This window comes from Nonomuraea sp. NPDC054003 (genome assembly GCF_055585125.1).
Genome location: NZ_JBVJKR010000001.1, coordinates 872,580 through 894,955 on the forward strand (window position 1 = coordinate 872,580; position 22,376 = coordinate 894,955).

The window sequence follows — 22,376 nt, forward strand, 5'->3', positions numbered from 1 at the left end:
AGCCTGGGGCTATGAGTGAATTGCCCGATCTCGTCTCGCTCAAGCTGCTGGTCGACGTCGGCGAGCTGGGCAGCCTCGGGCAGGCGGCCAGGGCGGCCGGGATCGCGCAGCCGTCGGCCAGCAAGCGCATCGCCCGGCTCGAACGCCGCCTCGGCCTGCCCCTGCTGGAGCGCACCCCGCGCGGGTCGGCGCTCACCGGCGAAGGGAAGATCGTGGCCGGCTGGGCCGCGCAGGTCGTCGGCGCCGCCCAGGAGCTCGTGCGCGCCGCCGAGGCCGTCCGGCGCGGCGGGGCCGGGCACCTCAGGGTCGCGGCGAGCATGACCGTGGCCGAGTACCTGCTGCCGCGCTGGCTGGGCGAGCTGCAGAGCCGGGAGCCGGACGTCGAGGCCGGGCTGGACGTGATGAACTCCGCCGACGTGGCGGCCCGGGTGCTGGCCGGGGAGGTGGAGCTCGGGTTCGTGGAAGGGCCGGCCGTGCCGGACGGGCTGGCCGAGCGGGTGGTGGGCGGCGACCGGCTGGTGGTCGTGGTCGCGCCCGGCCATCCGTGGGCGCGCCGCCGCACCCTCCTGCGAGGTCCCGAGCTGGCCGCCACCCCGCTGGTGGTACGGGAGCGCGGGTCGGGCACCAGGGAGACGCTGGACGTGGTGTTCAGCGCGCTGCACCGGGCCAGGCCGAGGCTGGAGCTGGGGTCCAACGCGGCGGTCAAGGGCGCCGCCCAGGCGGGGGTGGCCCCCGCGGTGCTCAGCGCCTACGCGGTGGAGGCGGAGCTGACCACCGGGCGGCTGGTCGAGGTGCCGCTCTACGGGCTGGACCTGGCACGCACCCTGCGGGCCGTCTGGCGCAGGGGCCGCCCCCTCACCGGCTCCGCCGCCACTCTCCTCTCCATCGCCGCCCGCCCGGCCTGAGAGGCCCGGGTCCGATGGCGGGGCCGGGATCGGAGGTCCTAGAGTGCGGAGAATGGGGACTTTCGACGTGGTCATCGCCGGAGGCGGGCACAACGGGCTGGTCGCCGCCGCCTATCTCGCCCGGGCCGGGCGGCGGGTGCTGGTGCTGGAGCGGCAGGACCACACGGGCGGCCTGGCGATCTCGGCGCGGCCGTTCCCGGGCGTGGACGTGCGGCTGTCGCGCTACTCCTATCTGGTCAGCCTGCTGCCGACGAAGATCGTCAAGGATCTGGGCCTGAAGCTGGAGCTGCGCCGCCGCCGCTACTCCTCGTACACGCCCGTCGGCGACACCGGGCTGCTCGTCGACGGCGAGGACGCGGACCGCACCAGGGCCTCGTTCCGGGCCGTGACCGGCGGCGAGGCCGACCACGCCGCCTGGGAGGCGTTCTACGGCATGACCGCGACGGCCGCGCGGGCGCTGGCGCCGACGCTGCTGGAGCCGCTGCGGCCGGCGGCGGAGGTGGAGAAGCTGGTCGGCGCCGAGGCCTGGCGCGACCTGTTCGCCCGCCCCATCGGCGAGGCGGTGGACGAGCGGTTCGCCGACGACGTCGTGCGCGGCGTGGTGCTCACCGACGCGCTGATCGGCACGTTCGCCGACCCGGCCACCGACCTGCGGGCCAACCGCTGCTTCCTCTACCACGTGATCGGCGACGGCACCGGCGAGTGGAACGTCCCGGTGGGCGGCATGGGCGCCGTCTCCGGCGCGCTGGAGACCGCCGCCCGCGCGGCCGGCGCGGAGATCAGGACCGGCGCCGAGATCGTCGGCATCGCGCCGTCCGGCGAGGTGACGTTCCGTACGGACGACGGCGAGCACTCGGTCACCGGCGGGCACGTGCTGGTCAACCTGCCCCCCACAGTGCTGGACCGGGTGCTCGGCCGTACGCCGGGCCTGCCGGAGGGGGCGCAGCTCAAGGTCAACATGGTGCTCTCCCGGCTGCCCAGGCTCAAGGACGCCGGCGTGGACCCGAAGGCGGCCTTCAGCGGGACGTTCCACATCAACGAGAGCGGCGGCCAGCTCGCCCGCGCCCACGCCCAGGCGGCCGGGGGCGACATCCCGGACCTGCCGCCCGCCGAGGTCTACTGCCACTCGCTCACCGACCCGTCCATCCTCGGCCCCGGCCTGCGCGGCAAGGCCGAGACGATGACGCTGTTCGGCCTGCACATGCCCGCCCGCCTGTTCCGCCAGGACCCGGACGGGGCCAGGGAGCGCGCGCTGCGCGCCACCCTCGCCTCGATCGACTCGGTGCTGGCCGAGCCGATCGGGGACTGCCTGCTGCGCGCCCCCGACGGCACCCCGTGCATCGAGGCCAAGTCCCCCGTCGACCTGGAGAACGAGGCCGGCCTGCCGGGCGGTCACATCTTCCACCGGGACCTGAGCTGGCCGTACGGGGAGGAAGGCGGCTGGGGCGTCGAGACCGAGCACGAGCGCATCCTGCTGTGCGGGGCCGGCGCCCGGCGCGGCGGCGGGGTGAGCGGCATCCCCGGCCACAACGCGGCCATGGCGGTCCTGGGGCGCTGACCTGCCTTCATCGGGTTCTCAGAATGTTCCTCTAGCGTGGTGCGCATGAACGAGGCTGCCCGGTTGCTGGTGGTGGACGACGAGCCCGCCTTGCGCGAGGCGTTGCAGTCGAGCCTGGAGTTCGAGGGCTACAAGGTCACCACCGCCGACGACGGGCAGGAGGCCCTGGACGAGCTGGCCGGCAGCCCGTACGACGCCGTGCTGCTCGACGTCATGATGCCCCGGCTCGACGGGCTGACCGCCTGCCGCCGGCTGCGGGCCGGCGGCAACCACATCCCCGTGCTCATGCTCACCGCCCGCGACGCCGTCGGCGACCGCGTGTCCGGACTGGACGCGGGCGCCGACGACTACCTGGTCAAGCCGTTCGAGCTGGACGAGCTGCTGGCCCGGGTGCGCGCGCTGCTCCGGCGCGGCGCGCTCAGCGGCCCGAACGCGCCCGGGGACGCGCTGTCCTTCGCCGACCTGCGGATGGACCCGGTGACCCGCGAGGTCACCAGGGGCGCGCGGCGGCTCGACCTGACCAGGACCGAGTACCTGCTGATGGAGCTGTTCCTGACGCACCCGCGCCAGGTGCTGACCCGCGACCAGATCCTGGCCGAGGTGTGGGGGTTCGACTTCGAGCCCACCTCCAACTCGCTCGACGTGTACGTGATGTACCTGCGGCGCAAGACCGAGGCCGGCGGCGAGCCGCGCGTCATCCAGACCGTGCGCGGCGTCGGCTACGTGCTCAGAGGCTCGCCATGAGGAAACGCAGTCTTCGCTCGCGGCTGACGCTCCTGGTCGCCGCGGCGGTGGCGATAGCCGTCGCGGTCTCCGCCGTGGGCTGCTGGTACTTCGTCCGGCGGGAGCTGTCCTGGCAGCTCAACCAGTCGCTGCGGGACATCGCCGTGCCGGTCAAGGCCATGCAGGGGGCGGTGCGCAACTGCTCTCCCGAGCCGGCGGCCGCGCTCGACGGGCACCCGGCGTTCACCGAGCCGATGCAGATCGTCTTCCCCGGCGGCGAGCGCTGCGTCATGGGCAACACCGCGATCAAGGTCACCCCCCACGAGAGGCGGATCGCGGCCGGCTACTACGGCCAGTGGGAGTTCTACGACGGCCGCGCCGACGACGGCACCCCGCTGCGCGTCTACGTCAGGAACGTGGACGAGAACGCCGCGTTCGTCGTCGGCAGGCCGGTGGAGGAGATCAACGACACCCTGCGCAGGGTGACGGTCCTGCTGGCCGGCGTCGCCGCGCTCGGCGTGCTGGTCGCCGCCTCGGTCGGGCTGCTCGTCTCCCGCGCCGCGCTGCGCCCGGTCGGCCGCCTGACCAGGGCCGTCGAGCACATCGCGCAGACCGAGGACCTCGACACCCGGATCCCGGTCGAGGGCGGCGACGAGATCGCCCGCCTGAGCGCCTCCTTCAACGCGATGACGGCCGCGCTGGCCGGCTCCCGCGACCGGCAGCGGCAGCTCGTCGCCGACGCCGGGCACGAGCTACGCACCCCGCTCACCACTCTGCGCACCAACATCGACCTGCTGCTGCGCAGCGAGCAGACCGGCCGCAGCCTCGACCCCGGCGCCAAGGAGCGGCTGCTGGTCAACGTCAAGGCGCAGTTCGCCGAGCTGACCACGCTGGTCGGCGACCTGCTGCAGCTGGCCCGCGGCGACACCGACCACGAGCCGCACGCCGAGCTCGCCTTCCAGCAGGTGGTCACCGCCGCGGTGGAGCGGGCGCGGCTGCGCGGCGCCGAGGTCGCCGCCGACCTGGAGCCGTGGTACGTGGTCGGCGGAGCCGCCTCGCTGGAGCGGGCGGTGCTCAACCTCCTCGACAACGCCGCCAAGTTCAGCCCTGACAGCGAGGTGGAGGTCACCCTCCGGGACGGCGAGCTGACCGTACGGGACCACGGGCCGGGCATTCCTGAGGAGGAGCTGCCGCACGTGTTCGACCGGTTCTGGCGCTCGCCCTCGGCCCGGTCGCTGCCGGGCTCCGGGCTGGGCCTGGCCATCGTCCACCAGGCCGTCAAGGAGGTGGGAGGAGAGATCAGGCTCCGCAACGCGGCCGACGGCGGCGTGGTCGCGACGATGACCCTGCCGGGCACGCCTGCCCCCGGCGCGCGGGCGTGAGCTCAGGCGGGCAGCGCGGCCAGGAGGAAGGCGAGGCGGGCGGCGGCGGCCTCCACGTCGTCGGCGGTGCCGAGACGGTAACCCCACGAGGTGATGAAACTTCCATCCTCGGAACAGGTGACGCTCTCGGCGAGCGTGGCCGAGAAGCGGTTGCGCACCGAGACGTAGGCGGGGTCGCTGGCCAGCGACACATGCTGAACCGACAGGTCAGCGTGACGACCCGCATGCCAAGCGAATTGCTCGAGGCAGAGCGCGGAATCCAGCATCATGCATCACCTCCGCAACGTCTCGGGCAAAGAATTGCACGATCTTGATAGGAGGGCAAGCAATTGCGCCGGTTAATGTGATGAATGTTTTCGATACTGGTCAAGAACCTTGATGATGATGTCACGGCCAGGTTCGTCGAATTGTGCCGCCTCGGCGAAGTCCTCGAAGGCGTTGGTGTAGAAGGCGACGTCGTCCGGATCGCGGAAGAGCAGGTCCTTCGTCAGGGTGCCGACGGTGACCAGGGCCTCGTTGAAGATCCAGAAACCGTGCACCGGATTGGCCGGCAGCTCCCGGGTGAACGGGACGACGCCGAACTCGACGTTGGGCAGCGTGCTGACGGCGAGCAGCCGGTCGAGCTGGCCGCGCATGACGTCGGCCGGGGCGAGCCGGGTGTGCAGGGCGGCCTCCAGCACCACGAAGCGGAACGTGCGCGAGCGGTCGTAGAGGATCTCCTGACGCTGCATGCGCACCCGCACCGCCGCGTCGATCTGGTCGGGCGCGCTGTAGAGGCGCTTGACCTTGCTGAACACGTGGCGCGCGTACTCGGCCGTCTGCAGCAGGCCGACCAGGATGCCCGGCTCGAAGGCGCGGAACAGTTTGGTGCGCGCCTCCAGGTCGCGCAGGTCCTCCTGGATGGCGGCCAGGCCGCTGCGGTGGCGCTGCTTCCAGCCGTCGTGCCGCTCCAGCAGCGCGATGGCCTGGGTGATGAGCTCGTCGGTGGTCTCCGGAGAGGCGGACACCGCCTGGGCCCACACCACCACGTCGTCCTCCGTCGCCGTCTGGCGGGCGTTCTCCAGGCGGGAGACCTTGGACGGCTGCCAGCGCAGCCGCTCGGCCAGCTCCTTGCCGGACAGGTGCGCCGACTCGCGCAACTGGCGGAGCTGGCTGCCGAGGTCGATGCGCGCCTGCTGAAACGAGCTCACGTCGCTAGAGGCTAGACCTGTGATCCCGGATCATGCCAGGCCTGTTCGCGCAATTGTGATCAGCCGGTCGCTGGTCGTGCGGGGGCACTGCCCTGGAAAGCGGTTGCCGTCATTTCGGGCAGTACCCGGGCCGCGATTTCGGTGAGCAGCTCGCGCGGCACCTCGACCGCCGTCTCGCCGTCGAGCACGTCACGCAGGTCCGCGAGCGCCTCGGGGTCCGAGACCTGAAGTCCCTGGACGACGATCGTGCCGCGATCCGTCTCGTAGAGGGTGGGGCAGGCGCCCGCCTCCGACGTGGACCCAAGGAACCGCATCCGCATGACGACCCTTCCCCGAACTACGCGGCAATTGCGCGCAATTGTACGGTCCGTGGGCTGCCCTGTGATCGTTTTTCGGGAAAATCAGGATATTGGATGTTATGTGGGTGATTCGAGAGAGTTGCGCATGATGTGCCCTGCACGGGCGAAGAGGTCGAGTGTGGCGGCATGCAGCAGGTCACCGATGTCCTTGGGGGCTTTCCCGGCGAATGCCCTCGCATGGGTGCCTTCGAGCACGATGCCCAGCTTGAAGCACGCCATGACCGCGTACCAGTCGATGGCGGACAGATCGCGGTCGGACAGCGCCGCGTAGCAGTCGACGATCTCGCGCGGCGAGGCCAGGCCGGGGACGTAACCGTCGGCCATCGGCCACATCGCCACCAGCCACCCGAGGTCGAGCAGCGGATCGCCGATCGTGCACATCTCCCAGTCGACGATGGCCGCCACGCGCGGGCCGTCGGGCGCGAACATCAGGTTCGCGAAGTGGAAGTCGCCGTGCATGATCCCCGGCCGGAACGAGGCGGGCCTGTTGCTCTCCAGCCAGCGCGCCGTCTCCTCCAGGCCGGGGATGTCCGGCCCCGGATAGCCGGCGAGCTCGCCGTAGGAGTCGAGCTCGCGCATCCAGCGCGGCACCTGGCGCTCCAGGAACCCTTCAGGCCGGCCGAAGCCCGGCAGCAGGCCCGGGTCAACCCGGCCCAGCTCGGCCAGCGCCGAGGCCGCCTCCAGCGCCATCCGGTGGCGGATGGCGGCGTCGCTCGCGTGCGGCTCCGGCAGCCCGGTCGAGGGGTTGAACCCGTCGACCGGCTCCATCAGGTAGAAAACCGGCTCCCGCACGGCCTGCGCGGCCACCAGCCGGGGCGCCGCGACCGGCGTGTCGCGCAGCGCGGCCAGCACGCGGGCCTCGCGCCGCAGCACCTCGTTGCTCTTGGCCCGCGCGTGCTGCGGCGGCCTGCGCAGGATGTACGGGACCCCGCCGCGCTCGAAGCGGACCATCACGTTCTGGGTGCCGCCGGAGACCGGCGCGACCGCCGTGATCGGGCCTCCGGGCAGGCCCTGCTCGTCCATCCAGGCGCCGAGCTCATCGAGGTCGACGGCGCTGACGTCGATATGGGTGGAGGACATGGCCGCCTTTCGACCCGAATCACATTCTGGAACGCCTCATCCTAACGCTGCGGAGTCAGCCGAGCGCTTGCATGAACGGCAGGAACTGCCGCGACCGGTCGCCGGGCAGGTCGCCGCCCCGCACCATCAGCGACACCTCCCACGGAGCGCCGACGCCGTGCTCGCCGGCCCACCGCGTCAGGCCGTCCTGTGCCAGGTCGAGGTCCATCCGCACCTCGCCGCCCGCGTCCAGGGCCAGGTCGCCGATCAGAGCGCGGGCGGTCTCCTCGTCGCGGGCCACGACCGGGCCGATCACCACGTTGTCGTCGTTGCGCCAGCAGTGGCCGAACCCGCCCTCGGCCACCCGCACCCGCTCCCCGAACCCGGCCATGCGGCGCAGCAGCGCCGACCGGTCCGTGCCGAACACCTCCGCGTCCAGCGCCAGGATCGCGCCGAGATCCGCCTCCGTGGCGACGCGGGTGCGGCCCGAGGGCGCGCCGCGGAAGACGCCGGTGCGCTTGGCCACCCGGCCGGCCGTGCGGAACCCGAGGCTCTCGTACAGCGGCCTGCCGTACTCGGTGGCGTGCAGCGACACGACGCGGTCGCCCGCCCGCGCGAGCACGTGCTCCATCAGCCCGCGGGCCATCCCCTTGCGGGCGTACCTGGCGGCGGTGAGCACCATGCTGACGACCGCGTGACCGTCGCCGTAACGGGTCAGGACGGTCGTGGAGGCCAGGCCGTCGCCGTCGGGCGCGTCGGTCCCGTACACCTCGCCGACCTCGAACAGCAGCGTCCACTTGTGCCGCTCAGGCAGCCAGCCGCGGTCCTCGGCCAACCGGCCGCAGTCGTCCAGGTCGTCGAGGGTCAATCGGCGCATCGGCATGCCGGTCATCCTCGTGTACGGGGACATACCGGCTCAAATGGTTTACACGAGGCGCGCGGGCACCTCCACCGGGCAGGCGCGCAGCTCCTCGCCGAGCGCCTTGGCCTGGGGGTCCATGCGCGGGCTGGCGGCCACGCCGCGGCCGAGCAGCCCGTGGATCACGAAGTTCAGCGCGTTGAGGTTGGGCAGCGCGTAGCGGTCGACTCGGTACGGGGCCAGCTCGGGCAGCAGGGACTTCAGGCGCTCGGTGGTGAGCTGGGCGGCCAGCCAGGCGTAGCGCTCGGGAGTGGTGGTCCACACGCCCAGGTTGGCGTTGCCGCCCTTGTCCCCCGACCGCGCCCCGGCGATCCGCCCCAGCGGCATCCGCACCGCCGCCTCGCTTCCAGGGACGTCTCCTGACGTCACGTCGGCTGTGGCCGCGAGGTCGTCGGCCGCGCCGTCCGGCAGCGGCGGCGGGCCGGGCGGGAGGACGTCCCCGCGAGGGTCCGCCGCGTCCAGAGGGACGCGCTCGCCGTCCACGTACACCTCCGGGCGGACCTCCGACGCCGGTACGAGGACCGGCCAGTACACCCCGTACGGGGAGGCCGGGCCTGGAGAGGTGAGACCGTAGAAGCCGGGGTAGCCGGCGAGGCCCGTCTCCACCACGGCGGAGGAGAACGCCCGGCCCGCCTTGCGCTGGTCGGCGTCCATGACCGTGATCCTGAGCAGGCCGTGGCCGGTGAGCGTGACGTCCACGTGGTCGAAGGAGTCCTTCGGGATCCGCGCCCAGATCGTCTCCTCCGCCACCCGGGCCTTGTCCTGGATGTCGAGCCCGGTGAGCACGAGGGTCATCGTGTTGCGGTAACCGGCCAGGTAGTTGACCGCGACCTTGAGCGTGTCAGGCGGCGGCTCGCCGCGGGCGCCCGTGACGCGGACCCGGTCGGGGCCGTCGGACGACAGGGCGACGGTGTCGAACCGGGCCACCACGTCGGGGCCGGGGTAGCGCGGGCCCGCGATCTCGTACAGCAGCTGCGCCGTGACCGTGCCCACCGAGACCAGCCCGCCCGTGCCGGGGTGCTTGGTGATCACGCACGAGCCGTCGGCGTGCAGCTCGGCGATCGGGAAGCCGCAGCGGGCCAGGTCAGGGACGTCCTGGAAGAACGCGTAGTTGCCGCCCGTCGCCTGGCAGCCGCACTCGATGATGTGGCCGGCGACCACCGATCCCGCCAGCGGGTCGAGATCGGCGGGCCCCCACCCGTACCGCCAGATGCCCGGACCCGTCACCAGGGCCGCGTCCGTGACGCGGCCGGTGACCACGACGTCGGCGCCCGCCGACAGGGCGGCGGCGATCGGCCGGCCGCCCAGGTAGGCGTTGGCCGTGAGCGGGGTGGCCGTCAGCCGCTCGCCGGTGTCGGCGTTGACCAGGTCCAGGTCGCGGCCGGTGAGATCGTCGCCGGTGACGTGCGCGACCCTGGGGGAGAGGCCGAGCCTGGCGGCGAGCTCGCGCACGGCGTCGGCGCAGCCCGCCGGGTCGAGGCCGCCCGCGTTGGACACGATCTTGATGCCGCGCTCCAGGCAGGCGCCGAGGACGTCCTCCAGCTGACGCAGGAACGTCGGCGCGTAGCCGGGCCGGCCCTTGAGCCGGTTTCCGGCCAGGATGAGCATGGTCAGCTCGGCCAGCCAGTCGCCGGTGAGCACGTCGATCGGGCCGCCCTCGACCATCTCGCGGGCCGCCGACAGCCGGTCGCCGTAGAAGCCGCTGCAGTTGGCCACCCGGAGCACGGCGCGGTCCACCGGATGACTCACGGAACCCAGCGGGGCGGGCGCTTGTCCATGAAGGCGGCGATGCCCTCCTGCCCCTCCTCGGAGGTGAACCGCTCGGCCGACAGGGCGGCCATCCGGCGCACGCCCTCCTCGAACGACACCCCCGGCAGCTCGCAGAGCAGCATCTTGGTGATCGCCAGAGACTCGGGACCGCCCTTGACCAGCATGCCGGTGTAGTGGCGCACGGTCGCGTCCAGCTCCGCCTCGGGCACCGCCCGGTTGAGCAGGCCGATCTCCACCGCCCTGGCCGCGTCGAACACCTCGCCTGTCAAGAGGTACTCCGACGCCGCCCGCGGGTTCACCTTGCGCAGCACCGGCACCGCGATCATGGCGGGCACCACGCCGAGCCGCACCTCCGAGAACGCGAACGACGCCGTGTCGGGCGCGATCGCGACGTCGCACGCCGTCACCAGGCCGATGCCGCCCGCGCGGGCGGTGCCGTTGAGGCGGCAGACCACCGGCTTCGGGCTGTGCCAGATCATGGTCAGGATGTCCGGCAGCGACGTGGTCACCGGCGCGGCGTCCGGGTCGCGCTGCTCCTTCAGGTCCGCGCCCGAGCAGAACACCGGACCGGTGCCCGTCAGCACGATCACCCGCGCCGCGTCGTCGGCGATCGCCTGCTTCAGGTGGGACTCCAGGTCGCCCAGCAGCCTGGTGGACAACGCGTTGCGGTTCTTCGGCGAGTCCAGGGTCACGGTCGCGACCCCGTGCTCAAGGTCGCTGTGCACCAGCTCCGTCATCGTCACTCTCCCTGATCACCGCCAGCACGGCGCCCGCGTCGACCTGCCGGCCCTTCTCCACGTGCACGGTCGCGACCACGCCCGCCGCGGGGGCGGTGACCGCGTGTTCCATTTTCATCGCTTCGAGCACCAGGATCGGGGTGCCCTTCGCCACCCGGTCACCCGGCTCCACCTCCACCCGCAGCACGCTGCCCGGCATCGGGGCCAGCAGCGAGCCCGGGGCGACGTGCTCCACCGGCTCCGGCAGACGTGGCACGGGCGTCAGCACGGCGGCGCCCTCCGGCCCGTCGGCGTACACCTTCCCGTCCCCGTACCAGCACACCTCGAACGCCCGCCGCACCCCGTCCGTCTCCAGGACCACTCGATACGCCCCGCCGTCGGAGCCGGTCCGGACAGCGGGCAGAGGGCTCACCGCGACCACGGCGGTGCCGGGCGGGAGGGGGTCGTAGGTGGCCTCGGTCTCCTCGAAGCGGGCCGTACGAGGCTGCGAGCGGACGTTGCGCCAGCCGGAGGGAAGGCTGCGCAGGACCGGGGCGCGGTCGCGGCCGGCGCGGGCCATGGCCAGGGCGGCGGCCAGCGCCTCCCGGGCGCCGGGAGGCGAGGGAGGCGCGGGCGGATGCTCGTCGAGGAAGCCGGTGTGGGTGTCGCCTCGCTCGAAAGCAGGATTTTTCAGGACCTGGAGGAGCATGTCCCGATTGGTGGTGACCCCGTGGAGGCGGGCGCCCCGCAGGGCGGAGGCCAGCTTCCGCACCGCCTCGCCGCGCGTCGCACCGTACCCGACGATCTTGGCCAGCATGGGGTCGTAGTGCGGGGACACCACCGACCCGCTCTCCACCCCCGCGTCCACCCGCACCGCGCCGGTCACCTCGAACCGGTGCAGCACCCCCGACTGCGGCAGGTACGCGAGGTCCTCGGCGTACAGCCGGGCCTCCACCGCGTGCCCGCGCGGCTCGGGCGGCGCCTCCGGCAGGCGGGCGCCCTCGGCCACCTCCAGTTGCAGGCGGACCAGGTCGACCCCGTAGACCAGCTCGGTCACCGGATGCTCGACCTGCAGCCGGGTGTTCACCTCCAGGAACGCCACCCGCTCGCCCGCGACCAGGAACTCGACCGTCCCCGCCCCGGTGTACCCGATGGCGCGGGCGGCGCGCACGGCCGCGTCCGCCAGCCGGGCCCGCACCTCCGGCGTTACCGCCGGCGACGGGCACTCCTCGACGACCTTCTGGTGCCTGCGCTGGACGCTGCACTCCCGTTCGCCCAGCGCCCACACGGTGCCGTGGCCGTCGGCCAGCACCTGCACCTCGACATGCCTGGCCCGCTCCAGCAGCGGTTCGACGAAGACGCCGCCGTCGCCGAACGCCGCCTCCGCCTCCCGCCGCGCCGACTCCACCTGCCGAGCCAGGTCCGCGGGGTCGCGCACCACCCGCATGCCGCGCCCGCCGCCGCCCGCCGACGCCTTCACCAGCACCGGGAACTCCCCGGGCGCGGCCGGGTCGAGCGTCGGCAGCACCGGCACCCCGGCCTCCGCCATCAGCCGCTTGGCCCCGGTCTTCGAGCCCATCGCCGCGATGGCGTCCGGCGGCGGCCCGACCCAGGTCAGGCCCGCGTCCAGCACGGCACGGGCGAAGGCCGCGTTCTCCGACAGGAATCCGTAGCCGGGATGGACCGCGTCCGCCCCCGACGCCCGGCACGCCTCGATCACCCGGTCGATCGCCAGATACGTCCCGGCGGGCTTCACCCCGCTCAGCCGCACCGCGAGATCGGCCTCCGCCACGTGCGGCGCGTCCGCGTCCGCGTCGGAGTAGAGAGCCACGGTCTCGACGCCCAGCTCACGGCAGGTACGGAAGACGCGGCGGGCGATCTCGCCCCGGTTCGCCACCAGCAGACGCCTGATCATGGCCGGAACACCCCGAACCCGGCCGGCTCCGGCACCGGCGCGCTGTTGACCGCCGACAGGCACAGGCCGAGGACCGTCCGGGTGTCGCGCGGGTCGATCACCCCGTCGTCGTAGAGCCTGCCCGACAGGAAGAACGGCAGCGACTCCGCCTCCACCTGCGCCTCCACCATCGCCCGCATCGCCGCGTCGGCCTCCTCGTCGTACACCTGGCCGCGCGCCCCGGCCGCGGCGCGGCCGACGATCGACAGCACCCCGGCGAGCTGCGCCGGCCCCATCACCGCCGACTTCGCGCTCGGCCAGCTGAACAGGAACCTGGGCCCGTACGCGCGACCGCACATGCCGTAGTTGCCCGCCCCGTACGAGGCGCCCATGACCACGGTCAGGTGCGGCACGGTCGAGTTGGACACCGCGTTGATCATCATCGCGCCGTGCTTGATGATGCCGCCCTGCTCGTACTCCTTGCCGACCATGTAGCCGGTGGTGTTCTGCAGGAAGACCAGCGGGGTGCGGGTCTGGTTGGCGAGCTGGATGAACTGGGTGGCCTTCTGCGCCTCCTCGCTGAACAGCACCCCGCGGGCGTTGGCCAGAATGCCCACCGGATAGCCGTGCAGCCGGGCCCAGCCCGTCACCAGCGACGCCCCGTACAGCGGCTTGAACTCTTCGAACGCGCTGCCGTCGACCACCCGGGCGATCACCTCGCGCGGGTCGAACGGCACCTTCAGGTCCTCCGGCACGATCCCCAGCAGCTCCTCCGCCGGGTACGCGGGCTCCCGCACCGGGTACGGTTCGGCGCCCTGCTTGCGCCAGTGGAGCGAGCCGACGACGCGGCGGCCGATGCGCAGCGCGTCGTGCTCGTCGGCGGCGAGGTAGTCGGCCAGGCCGCTCACCCGGGCGTGCATCTCGGCCCCGCCCAGCGACTCGTCGTCGGACTCCTCGCCGGTCGCCATCTTCACCAGCGGCGGCCCGCCCAGGAACACCTTGGCCCGCTCGCGCACCATCACCGTGTAGTCGCTCATCCCCGGGACGTACGCGCCGCCGGCCGTGGAGTTGCCGAACACCAGCGCGATCGTCGGGATCCCGGCGGCCGACAGCCGCGTCAGGTCGCGGAAGATCCGGCCGCCCGGGATGAAGATCTCCTTCTGGGTCGGCAGGTCGGCGCCGCCGCTCTCCACGAGGTTCACGTACGGCAGGCGGTTCTCGAAGGCGATGTCGGCGGCCCGCAGCGTCTTGCGCAGCGTCCACGGGTTGGACGCACCGCCCCTGACCGTCGGGTCGTTCGCGCTGATCAGGCACTCGACGCCCTCGATCACCCCGATGCCGGTCACCACGCTCGCCCCCACCGGGAAGTCGCTGCCCCAGGCGGCCAGCGGTGACAGCTCAAGGAACGGCGAGTCGGGGTCGACGAGCAGCTCGATCCGCTCGCGGGCGAGCAGCTTGCCGCGCCGGCGGTGGCGCTCGACGTACTTGGCGCCGCCGCCCGCGACCGCCTTGGCGTGCTCGGCGTCCAGCTCCGCCAGCTTGGCGAGCATCGCCTCGCGGCGGCGCGCGTAGTCGTCCGCGCCGGGGTCGAGCCTGCTGATGATCACGCTTCCTCCCCGGAACCTGATGGCGGCGTCAGCCCGATGGCCCGCGCCCACAGCCGCGTGAGATGGTCCACGGCGGCCTCCTCGCTCGCCCGCTCGCCGAGGTCCAGCCACACGTGCGCGAACTGCTCCACCATGCCGCCCAGCATGATCGCCGTCAGCCTGGGGTCGAGCGACGCGTCGGCCAGGCCCTGCCGCTGCAGCCGCCGCAGCCCCTCCTCACCGCGCCGCACGAACACCTCGCGCAGCTCCAGCAGCAGGCCGCCGAACCGGTCGTCGACGGTGGCCGCGTGCTCCAGCATCCGCACCAGGCGCGAGTTCGCCGACCAGGCCCGCAGGTAGAGCCGGTTGGCGGCGGCTATCCGCGCGTACGGGTCGGCGGGCGCGGACGGGCCGACCACGTTCGCCGCGAACATCTCGCCCACCACCGCCTCCGCGACCTCGGCGAACAGCGCCTCCTTGGAGTCGAAGTACGTGTAGAACGTGCCATGGGAGACCCCGGCCCGCGCGCACACGTCGTCGACCCGTACCCCGTCGTACCCGCACTCCTCGAACGCGTCCCGCCCCGCCGTCAGGAGAGCGGCGCGGGTCCGCTTCCCCCGCTGGGTCAGAGACTTGACGATCACGTCAGGAACGGTAGCGCCATCCTGCCCGCATGAGAAGGGCCGCACTCCCGGAGGGAGCGCGGCCCGTGAGGCTCGCGGCTCAGCCGCAGTGGCTCCAGCCGGACTTCCAGCTCACGCCCTCGAAGGTGCCGCCCCAGATGACGCACTTCTTCTTGGCGGCCAGCCGGATCGGGCCGGCGTGCCGGGTGAAGCGGCCCGGGTCGTCGGCCTGCGCGCCGCCCTTGACCTGGAGGTGGGCGCTCATCGCGACCTTGTCGGTGTGCACGTAGAGCGACTTGGTCACCACGCAGTTCTTGCCCTGGCCGGTGTGGTAGAGCAGGTAGATCATGGCGGTGTCCCGGCCGGACTTGTCGGCGAGCTTGCGCTGGTTGATCACCTTGTAGCCGGTGCCGCAGAGGGCGACCACGTTCGTGGTGTTCTTGACCAGCGGCTTGGGTCGCGGCTTGGTCGGCAGGTCCGTCTGCTCGCCGCCGCTCGTGGGCTGCGTCGTCGGCTCCAGGTCCGGCTCGACGAGGGTGTTCCGCTTCTTCTTCTTTTTCGTCGGCGACGGCGACGATGACGGCTTGGTGGTCGTCGGGCGGGTGGTGGGGACCGTGATCGTGTCGGGCCTGGCGGTGGCCTCGTCGGTCTTCTTCTTCCGGGTCTTGGTCGGCTTCGGCTCCTCCAGGTCCGGGGTGGGGACCGGGGAGTACGTGTCCGGGGTCGGCGGGGGCTGGGACGCGGGGGCCGTGGAGGCGGTGGCGTTGTCCACGTTCATCACGGGCGTGGACTTGGCGTTGGCCTGCACCACGACGGCGCCGACCACCACGAGCAGCGCCGCGGCCGCGGCTCCGGAGAGCGCGAACGTGAGCGACCGCCGCTGCTTGGACATCGGCTCACGCGGCGCCCGCCCAGGACCCTGCTGCCCGGGACCTTGCTGACCGGGGCCTTGCTGACCGGGGCCGAAAGGCCCGCCCTGCCCCGGTCCACCTTGGCCCGCGGATCCCGGGTGCCCCGGTCCGCCCTGGCCCGCGGATCCCGGTCCGCCTTGCGCGACGGGACCGGCGTGTCCGGGGCCGCCCTGGCCGTGGGCGGTGGGTCCCGCCTGGCCGGGATGCTGCGCGCCCGGGAAGGGAGGCTGCGCGCCCATGCCGGGCGACCCGTGCATCGCCGGGTGCCCTCCGGGAGCGCCGCCGCCGGTGGTCTCGGGCGCGCCTCCGGGCGGGCCGTACGCGCCCGTGTGCGGCATGGCGTCGGCCGCGGCCCCAGGCATCCACGGATTCTGCGGACCGCCAGGTCCGGGCTGCACGCCCGGCTGGCCCGTCCCAGGCTGGGCGCCCGGCTGGCCCGCTCCGGGCTGGGCGGCCAGGTGGCCCGACCCAGGTTGGCCCGGTCCGGGTTGGTTCGTGCCGGGATGGGCGGCCAGGTGGGCTGCTGCCGCGTGGCCTGGGTGTGCGGGGGGCTGCCGCGTTCCAAGGCCCTCGGAGGGGCCCGCGCCGAAGGGGGTGGCTCCTTCGGGGGAGGGGTACGGGGCGGGCTCGTAGGGGCGCTGGGCCTGAGGGCCCGAGACCGGTTCGATGGCCGCGTTGGGCGCCGGCTGGCCCGTCAGCTCGACGATCAGCCGGTCGGCCGACGGCCGCTGGCCGGGGTCCTTCGACAGGCAGAGCGCCACCAGTTCGGCCAGCCGCCCCTCCATGCCGCCGAGCTGCGGCTCCTGGTGGAGGATGCGGTTCATCACCACCGGGATCGAGTCGGCGCCGAAGGCCGGCTTGCCGGTGGCGGCGTACACCATGGTGACGCCCCACGCGAACACGTCCGCCGCCTCCGACACCGGCGCGGTGCCGGTGAGCTGCTCGGGCGCGAGATAGGACGGGGTGCCCATGGCCATGCCGGTCGCGGTCGCGCCGGGCGCGTCGAGGGCGCGGGCGATGCCGAAGTCGATCACCACGGGCCCTTCGGGGCCCATGAGCACGTTGGCGGGCTTGAAGTCGCGGTGCAGGATGCCCGCCCGGTGGATGGCCGCCAGGGCGGTCGCGGTGCTGATCGCGAGCCGTTCGAGCGCCGCCCCCCGGCGCGGGCCCTCGTTGATCACCAGCTCACGCAGCGACGGCCCCTGCACGAACTCGCTGACGATGTACGGCCGGCTGCCCTCCAGGTCGGCGTGGAGCACCGGCGCGGTGCAGAACCGGGCGACCCGCTGGGCCACCGCCACCTCGCGCAGGAAGCGGCTCCTGGCTTCCGGGTCGGCCGCCAGGGCATTGTGCAGAAGCTTGACGGCGACCTGCTCGCCGGACGCCGTCCGGCCAAGGTAGACCACCCCCTGGCCGCCCTCGCCTAGCCGGGCGACGATCTCGAACGCGCCCAGCCGTTGCGGGTCGTCCGCCATCAACGGCTGGAACTGACTCACCCCGGACCCCCATACAGAACGATCGCTGGGGCAAAACGCTACCAGCGTGACTATTGGTATGAGTCGCTACCTGGAATATCTTCTCTGTCTGACGCTCGCGTGTCAGCGTTTTCACGCAGGTCGTTACGGGATTCGCGGCCGAGGTCACGTCTTGGTGAACAACCGGCCACCGGTCAGATCGCCTTGCCCGGGTTGAGGATGTTCAGCGGGTCGAAGACGGCCTTGATGCCGTGCTGCACCTCCCGCGCCACCGGCCCCGTCTCCAGCGCCAGCCAGCGCCGCTTGAGCACGCCGACTCCATGCTCGCCGGTGAGCGTCCCGCCCAGCTCCAGGGCCCGCGTGAACACCTCGTCCGCCGCGGCCCACACCTCGGGCGGCGGCTCGCTCGTACCGTGCTCGAAGACGAACACCGGGTGCAGGTTGCCGTCGCCGGCGTGCGCGACGGTGCAGATACGCACGCCGTGCCGGGCGGCGGCGGCCTCGATCGCGCCGATCATGTCGGGCAGCACCGAGCGGGGCACGCACACGTCCTCGACCAGGCACGCGCCGAGCCGCTCCTTGGCCTGGTAGGCCATCCGGCGCAGCCCGATCAGCTCCTCGGTCTCCTGCGGGCTGGAGGAGACGGCCACGAACGTGGCGCCGTTGTCGAGGCAGAGCCGCTCCATGCGGGCGGCGGCGGCCTGGCCGTCGGAGGCGTCGGACTGGCCGATGAGCATGGCCATCGTGCCCGCCTCCAGGCCGATGTTGCGCCAGTCGTCGATGGCCTCCAGCGTGGCCCGGTCGAGCAGCTCCATCAGCGACGGCTGGCACCCCGCCGCCATGATCGCCGACACCGCCGCGCCCGCGTCGCGCAGCGAGCCGAACTCGGCCGCGAACGTCGCCGGCGCCGCCGCCGGGACCGGCCGCAGCCGCACGGTGGCGGCGGTGATCACGCCCAGCGTGCCCTCGGAGCCGACGAACAGGCCGGTCAGGTCGTAGCCGGTGACGCCCTTCATGGTGCGCCGCCCGGTGTTCAGGATCCGCCCGTCGGCCAGCACCACCTCCAGCCCGAGCGCCGAGTCGCGGGTGACGCCGTACTTGACGCAGCGCAGCCCGCCCGCGTTCGTCGCCAGGTTGCCGCCGATCGTGGAGATCTCGTACGAGGAAGGGTCCGGCGCGTACATCAGCCCGTGCTCCCTGGCGGCCCGGTCGAGGTCGGCGGTGATCACGCCGGGCTCGGCCACGGCGATCTCGTCGGCGGGGGTGAGCTCTCTGATCCGGTCCATCCTGGCCAGGGAGAGGATGACCGCGCCGTCGCCCGCGGTCGCCCCGCCGGCGAGCCCGGTGCCCGCGCCGCGCGGCACGACCGGCACCCGATGCTCGCTCGCCCAGCGCAGCGTGGCCACCACGTCGTCGCGCGAGCCGGCCAGCACCGCGGCGAGCGGTTTGCCGGGCTCCACGAACGTGCGGTCGCGGGCGTAGGAGTCGATCACGTCGGGGTCGGTCACGACCCGGCCGTCGGGCAGGGAACTCACCAGGGCGTCAATGGGTCTCACATGAAGAACCTTACGGTTTGCATGGAGTGTCGTTTTACGGAGAGACTGCGGCGGGTGGAAGTGAAGTGTCCGGCATGCGGGCTGGTAGATCAGGTCATCGCGGTGCCGGGGGTCGTGGCGGCGGGCACGACGTATCGGATCGGGCGGGTCAGGCTGCCCGGCGATCGTGAGGTCGCCGACCTGCCCTCGCGAGCCGCGCTGGGCGCGTCCAAACACCAGATGAGCCGTACGCAGCTCGCGGTCTGGTTGTCGTTCCCCAGCCGCCACTACACGCCCTGGACCAGGAACCAGGGGTACGTCCTGCTCGGCGTGGCGGCCCTGCTGCACCTGGTCGTGTCGCTGGTGATCGCGATGGGCAAGTTCTCCGGCTGGGCGGAGGTGCTGCTCGCGCCGTTCTGCCTGACCGGCGTGTTCTGGGGGGTCGGGCTGCTGCTCGTGCTCGGCGCGTACGGGGCGCGCAAGCGCGACGAGGCCGAGGGGCCCGCCCGGGAGAAGGCGTACGCCGTCTGGGAGAGCCTCTGCTACTGCTCCCGCGACAACGTCGCCTTCGAGCCCGGGGTCGACGTCACCTTCCACCCGCACGAGACGCGTCAGTACATCTTCGGCTTCCGGCCCCCCGCCGGGAAGCTCTGATCAGGCGCGCTCTTCCGCAACCAGCCGCACGCACACGGTCAGGCCGAGGATGGCCTGCTCCAGCTCGTCCAGCTCGGGGTAGGTGGGGGCGATCCGGATCACGCGGTCGTCCGGGTCCTCGCCGTACGGGTGGGTGGCCCCGGCGGGCGTGAGCGCGATGCCGGCCGCCTTGGCCCTGGCCACCACCTCGGCGGCGTGCGGCACCTCCAGGCTGATGAAGTAGCCGCCCCGCGGGCTGGTCCAGGTGGCAAGGCCGCCGAGCTCCTTGGTCAGCACCCGGTCGACCAGCTCGAACTTGGGCGCGATCAGCTCGGCGTGGCGGCGCATGTGGGCGGCCACCCCGTCGGCGTCGCGCAGGAACTCGACGTGGCGCAGCTGGTTGAGCTTGTCGGGCCCGATGGACTGCTTGCGGGTGTTGGCCAGGAACCACTCCACGTTCGCCGGGGACGAGCCGAAGAACGACACGCCCGCGCCCGCCAGCGTCACCTTGGAGGTGGAGCCGTACACGAGAGCCCGGTCGGGGTTGCCGTGGGCGGCGCAGAGCGCGAGCAGGTCGGCCAGCTCGGCCGGGGTGTCGGTGAGGTGGTGGACGGCGTAGGCGTTGTCCCAGAAGATCCGGAAGTCGGGGGCGGCCGCCGGCATGGCGGCGAGCCGGCGCACGGTCTCGTCGCTGTAGACGACGCCGGACGGGTTGCTGTACTTGGGCACGCACCACATGCCCTTGACCTTCGGGTCGCTCGCCACGAGCCGCTCGACGACGTCCATGTCGGGGCCGTCAGGGCCCATCGGGACGGCCACCATCGTGATGCCGAGCCGCTCACAGATCGTGAAATGGCGGTCGTAGCCGGGCACCGGGCACAGGAAGGTGATCTCCGGCTCCTCCACCCACCGCCGCTCGGCGCCCGGCACCTTGCCGAGCAGCGCGTGCACGACCGTGTCGTGCATGAGCGCGAGGCTGGCGTTGCCGCCCACCACGACCTGCGCCGGCGGCACCTGCAGCAGCGGGCCGAACAGCTCGCGCAGCTCGGGCAGGCCCTGCAGGTCGCCGTAGTTGCGGGCGTCGGTGCCGTCGGCCGCGTGATAGGACTCCGGCAGCCTCAGCATGTCGTTGGAGAGGTCGAGCTGACGCGGCGACGGCTTCCCCCTGGTGAGGTCGAGCGAGAGCCCACGCTGGGCGAGGGCGGCGTAGTCACGCGAAGCGGTCACGAAATCTCTCCTCCGATCGGGTTGACACGAAGGATAGAAGATCCTGGGGCCGGTCCTGGCCCGCGTCCGCCATCCGAGAAGGGGACATATCGGCAATCTTCGAAAAACTCCTTCACGCACGTCGATCGTTGGCGTGGAATGGGTAGGCACGCCACCTCTACTGGAGGGAGCAGCCGTGACCACCGTTCGCGAGACCTCGATCGAACAGGTCAGGCGACGGCGCACCGGGACGGTCATCGCGTCCTGGCTGTCGACCACCGATCACAAGGTGATCGGCTACCTGTATCTGATCTCCTCGTTCGGGTTCTTCCTGATCGGCGGGGTCATGGCGATGATCATCCGGGCCGAGCTGGCGGCGCCGGGACTGCAGGTCGTCGACGCCGAGACCTACAACCAGATGTTCACCATGCACGGCACGATCATGCTGCTGCTGTTCGCCACCCCGCTGTTCGCCGGGTTCGCCAACGCGGTCATGCCGTTGCAGATCGGCGCGCCCGACGTGGCCTTCCCGCGGCTCAACGCGGTCAGCTTCTGGCTGTTCCTGTTCGGCGGCCTGATCGCGGTGGCCGGCTTCTTCACCCCGGGCGGGGCGGCGAGCTTCGGCTGGTTCGCCTACACGCCGCTGTCGTCGGCCACCTACTCGCCCGGCGTCGGCGGCGACCTGTGGATCATGGGGCTGGCCCTCGCCGGACTCGGCACGATCCTCGGCGCGGTCAACTTCATCACCACGATCATCGGCATGCGGGCGCCCGGCATGACCATGTTCCGGATGCCGATCTTCACCTGGAACGTGCTGCTGACCAGCATGCTCGTGCTGATGGCTTTCCCCGTGCTGGCCGCCGCGCTGCTGGTGCTGGAGTCGGACCGGCGGCTGGGCACCCAGGTGTTCGACCCGTCCAACGGGGGGCCGATCCTCTACCAGCACCTGTTCTGGTTCTTCGGGCATCCCGAGGTCTACATCATCGCGCTGCCGTTCTTCGGCATCATCACCGAGGTCATCCCGGTCTTCAGCCGCAAGCCGATCTTCGGCTACATCGGGCTGGTCGGCGCGACCATCGCCATCGCCGGGCTGTCCATGACCGTCTGGGCGCACCACATGTTCCCCACCGGGCAGGTGCTGCTGCCGTTCTTCTCGTTCATGACCTTCCTGATCGCGGTGCCGACCGGGGTGAAGTTCTTCAACTGGATCGGCACCATGTGGCGGGGACACCTGTCCTTCGAGGCGCCGATGATGTTCGCCATCGGGTTCCTCGTCACCTTCCTGCTCGGCGGGCTCACCGGCGTCATCCTGGGCTCGCCGGCGCTCGACTTCCAGGTCACCGACTCCTACTTCGTGGTGGCCCACTTCCACTACGTCGTGTTCGGCACGGTCGTGTTCGCCATGTTCGCCGGGTTCTACTTCTGGTGGCCCAAGATGACCGGGCGGATGCTCGACGACCGGCTCGGCCAGCTCCACTTCTGGACGCTGTTCATCGGCTTCCACACCACCTTCCTGGTGCAGCACTGGCTGGGCATGCTCGGGTTCCCGCGCCGCTACGCCGACTACTCGCCCGGCGACGGGTTCACCCTGCTCAACGAGATCTCCTCGGCGGGGGCGTTCCTGCTCGGCGCCTCGACGCTGCCGTTCCTCTACAACGTCTGGAGGACGGCCAGACGGGCGCCCAAGGTCACCGTCGACGACCCGTGGGGGTTCGCCGGCTCGCTGGAGTGGGCCACGAGCTGCCCGCCGCCCCGGCACAACTTCACCTTCATGCCGCCGATCCGCTCCGAACGGCCCGCCTTCGACCTGCACTACCCGCCCGACGACAAGCCGGAGCTGAAGGAGGCCCAGCAGGCCGCGCTCAAGCGCCGCGAAACAAAGTGAGACCTTTCCCCCGAGAGGTCGCGGTGCTTCTGTTGATGTGACGATCC

The 22,376-nt window shown here is 72.2% G+C and carries 19 protein-coding genes; 6 read left to right on the plus strand and 13 right to left on the minus strand.

Annotated features, from left to right (window positions below; all coding sequences use genetic code 11):
• The first annotated feature begins 11 nt into the window (after positions 1-11).
• From ACZ6YG_RS03680 to ACZ6YG_RS03695, 4 genes are read left to right on the plus strand one after another with little or no spacing between them, the layout of a single operon-like run.
• Entirely contained in the window at positions 12-905 is an 894-nt protein-coding gene (locus tag ACZ6YG_RS03680; protein ID WP_219545403.1) for a LysR family transcriptional regulator, read from the plus strand.
• A 52-nt stretch (positions 906-957) separates the two neighbouring features.
• Positions 958-2,463, plus strand: a complete 1,506-nt coding sequence (locus ACZ6YG_RS03685) for a phytoene desaturase family protein (RefSeq protein WP_466017121.1) — start codon at positions 958-960, stop codon at positions 2,461-2,463.
• Positions 2,464-2,508: 45 nt separating this feature from the next.
• Positions 2,509-3,207, plus strand: a complete 699-nt coding sequence (locus ACZ6YG_RS03690) for a response regulator transcription factor (RefSeq protein WP_345482535.1) — start codon at positions 2,509-2,511, stop codon at positions 3,205-3,207.
• Positions 3,204-4,568: a sensor histidine kinase gene (locus tag ACZ6YG_RS03695; RefSeq protein ID WP_466017122.1), complete on the plus strand. Its 1,365-nt coding sequence runs from the start codon at positions 3,204-3,206 to the stop codon at positions 4,566-4,568. Before ACZ6YG_RS03690 ends, ACZ6YG_RS03695 begins: the two co-directional genes overlap by 4 nt.
• Positions 4,569-4,570: 2 nt before the next feature.
• Here ACZ6YG_RS03695 and ACZ6YG_RS03700 read toward each other — a convergent pair whose 3' ends face one another.
• The 12 genes from ACZ6YG_RS03700 to ACZ6YG_RS03755 form a co-directional block, all read right to left on the minus strand.
• Entirely contained in the window at positions 4,571-4,837 is a 267-nt protein-coding gene (locus tag ACZ6YG_RS03700; RefSeq protein WP_148030571.1) for a hypothetical protein, read from the minus strand.
• A 69-nt stretch (positions 4,838-4,906) separates the two neighbouring features.
• On the minus strand, positions 4,907-5,758 hold the full coding sequence (locus tag ACZ6YG_RS03705) for a helix-turn-helix domain-containing protein (protein WP_148030572.1): 852 nt from the start codon (positions 5,756-5,758) through the stop codon (positions 4,907-4,909).
• Between the two features lie 59 nt (positions 5,759-5,817).
• Positions 5,818-6,078 carry a hypothetical protein gene (locus tag ACZ6YG_RS03710; RefSeq protein ID WP_466017123.1) on the minus strand — a complete coding sequence of 87 codons (261 nt, stop codon included), beginning with the start codon at positions 6,076-6,078 and terminating at the stop codon, positions 5,818-5,820.
• A gap of 96 nt (positions 6,079-6,174) precedes the next feature.
• Complete coding sequence (locus ACZ6YG_RS03715) at positions 6,175-7,197, minus strand: phosphotransferase family protein (RefSeq protein WP_148030574.1); 1,023 nt, start codon at positions 7,195-7,197, stop codon at positions 6,175-6,177.
• Between the two features lie 55 nt (positions 7,198-7,252).
• A complete protein-coding gene (locus ACZ6YG_RS03720; protein ID WP_466017124.1) occupies positions 7,253-8,059 on the minus strand; it encodes a GNAT family N-acetyltransferase in 807 nt (268 codons plus the stop codon).
• Between the two features lie 42 nt (positions 8,060-8,101).
• On the minus strand, positions 8,102-9,760 hold the full coding sequence (locus ACZ6YG_RS03725; protein WP_466017174.1) for an acyclic terpene utilization AtuA family protein: 1,659 nt from the start codon (positions 9,758-9,760) through the stop codon (positions 8,102-8,104).
• Positions 9,761-9,840: 80 nt separating this feature from the next.
• Positions 9,841-10,602: an enoyl-CoA hydratase/isomerase family protein gene (locus ACZ6YG_RS03730; RefSeq protein WP_466017125.1), complete on the minus strand. Its 762-nt coding sequence runs from the start codon at positions 10,600-10,602 to the stop codon at positions 9,841-9,843.
• Positions 10,574-12,496, minus strand: coding sequence for an acetyl/propionyl/methylcrotonyl-CoA carboxylase subunit alpha (locus ACZ6YG_RS03735; RefSeq protein WP_466017126.1), 1,923 nt, complete (start codon positions 12,494-12,496; stop codon positions 10,574-10,576). The genes ACZ6YG_RS03730 and ACZ6YG_RS03735 overlap by 29 nt, the downstream gene beginning before the upstream one ends.
• Positions 12,493-14,025, minus strand: coding sequence for an acyl-CoA carboxylase subunit beta (locus ACZ6YG_RS03740; protein ID WP_364232647.1), 1,533 nt, complete (start codon positions 14,023-14,025; stop codon positions 12,493-12,495). The genes ACZ6YG_RS03735 and ACZ6YG_RS03740 overlap by 4 nt, the downstream gene beginning before the upstream one ends.
• A gap of 53 nt (positions 14,026-14,078) precedes the next feature.
• On the minus strand, positions 14,079-14,705 hold the full coding sequence (locus tag ACZ6YG_RS03745) for a TetR/AcrR family transcriptional regulator (protein ID WP_466017127.1): 627 nt from the start codon (positions 14,703-14,705) through the stop codon (positions 14,079-14,081).
• Between the two features lie 79 nt (positions 14,706-14,784).
• A complete protein-coding gene (locus ACZ6YG_RS03750) occupies positions 14,785-17,091 on the minus strand; it encodes a serine/threonine protein kinase (RefSeq protein ID WP_466017128.1) in 2,307 nt (768 codons plus the stop codon).
• Between the two features lie 173 nt (positions 17,092-17,264).
• On the minus strand, positions 17,265-18,626 hold the full coding sequence (locus ACZ6YG_RS03755; RefSeq protein WP_466017129.1) for an FAD-binding oxidoreductase: 1,362 nt from the start codon (positions 18,624-18,626) through the stop codon (positions 17,265-17,267).
• Positions 18,627-18,680: 54 nt separating this feature from the next.
• On the opposite strand from ACZ6YG_RS03755, the gene ACZ6YG_RS03760 reads away from it, so the two are divergent.
• Positions 18,681-19,259 (plus strand): hypothetical protein, encoded by a 579-nt coding sequence (locus ACZ6YG_RS03760; protein WP_148030579.1) that lies wholly within the window; start codon positions 18,681-18,683, stop codon positions 19,257-19,259.
• On the opposite strand, the gene ACZ6YG_RS03765 is transcribed toward ACZ6YG_RS03760, so the two are convergent.
• Positions 19,260-20,465 (minus strand): aspartate aminotransferase type Ic, encoded by a 1,206-nt coding sequence (locus ACZ6YG_RS03765; protein WP_271278305.1) that lies wholly within the window; start codon positions 20,463-20,465, stop codon positions 19,260-19,262. It lies immediately after the preceding gene.
• Positions 20,466-20,640: 175 nt separating this feature from the next.
• Between ACZ6YG_RS03765 and ctaD the strand changes: the two genes are divergently transcribed.
• On the plus strand, positions 20,641-22,329 hold the full coding sequence (gene ctaD, locus ACZ6YG_RS03770) for an aa3-type cytochrome oxidase subunit I (protein WP_466017130.1): 1,689 nt from the start codon (positions 20,641-20,643) through the stop codon (positions 22,327-22,329).
• The last annotated feature ends 47 nt before the right edge of the window (positions 22,330-22,376 follow it).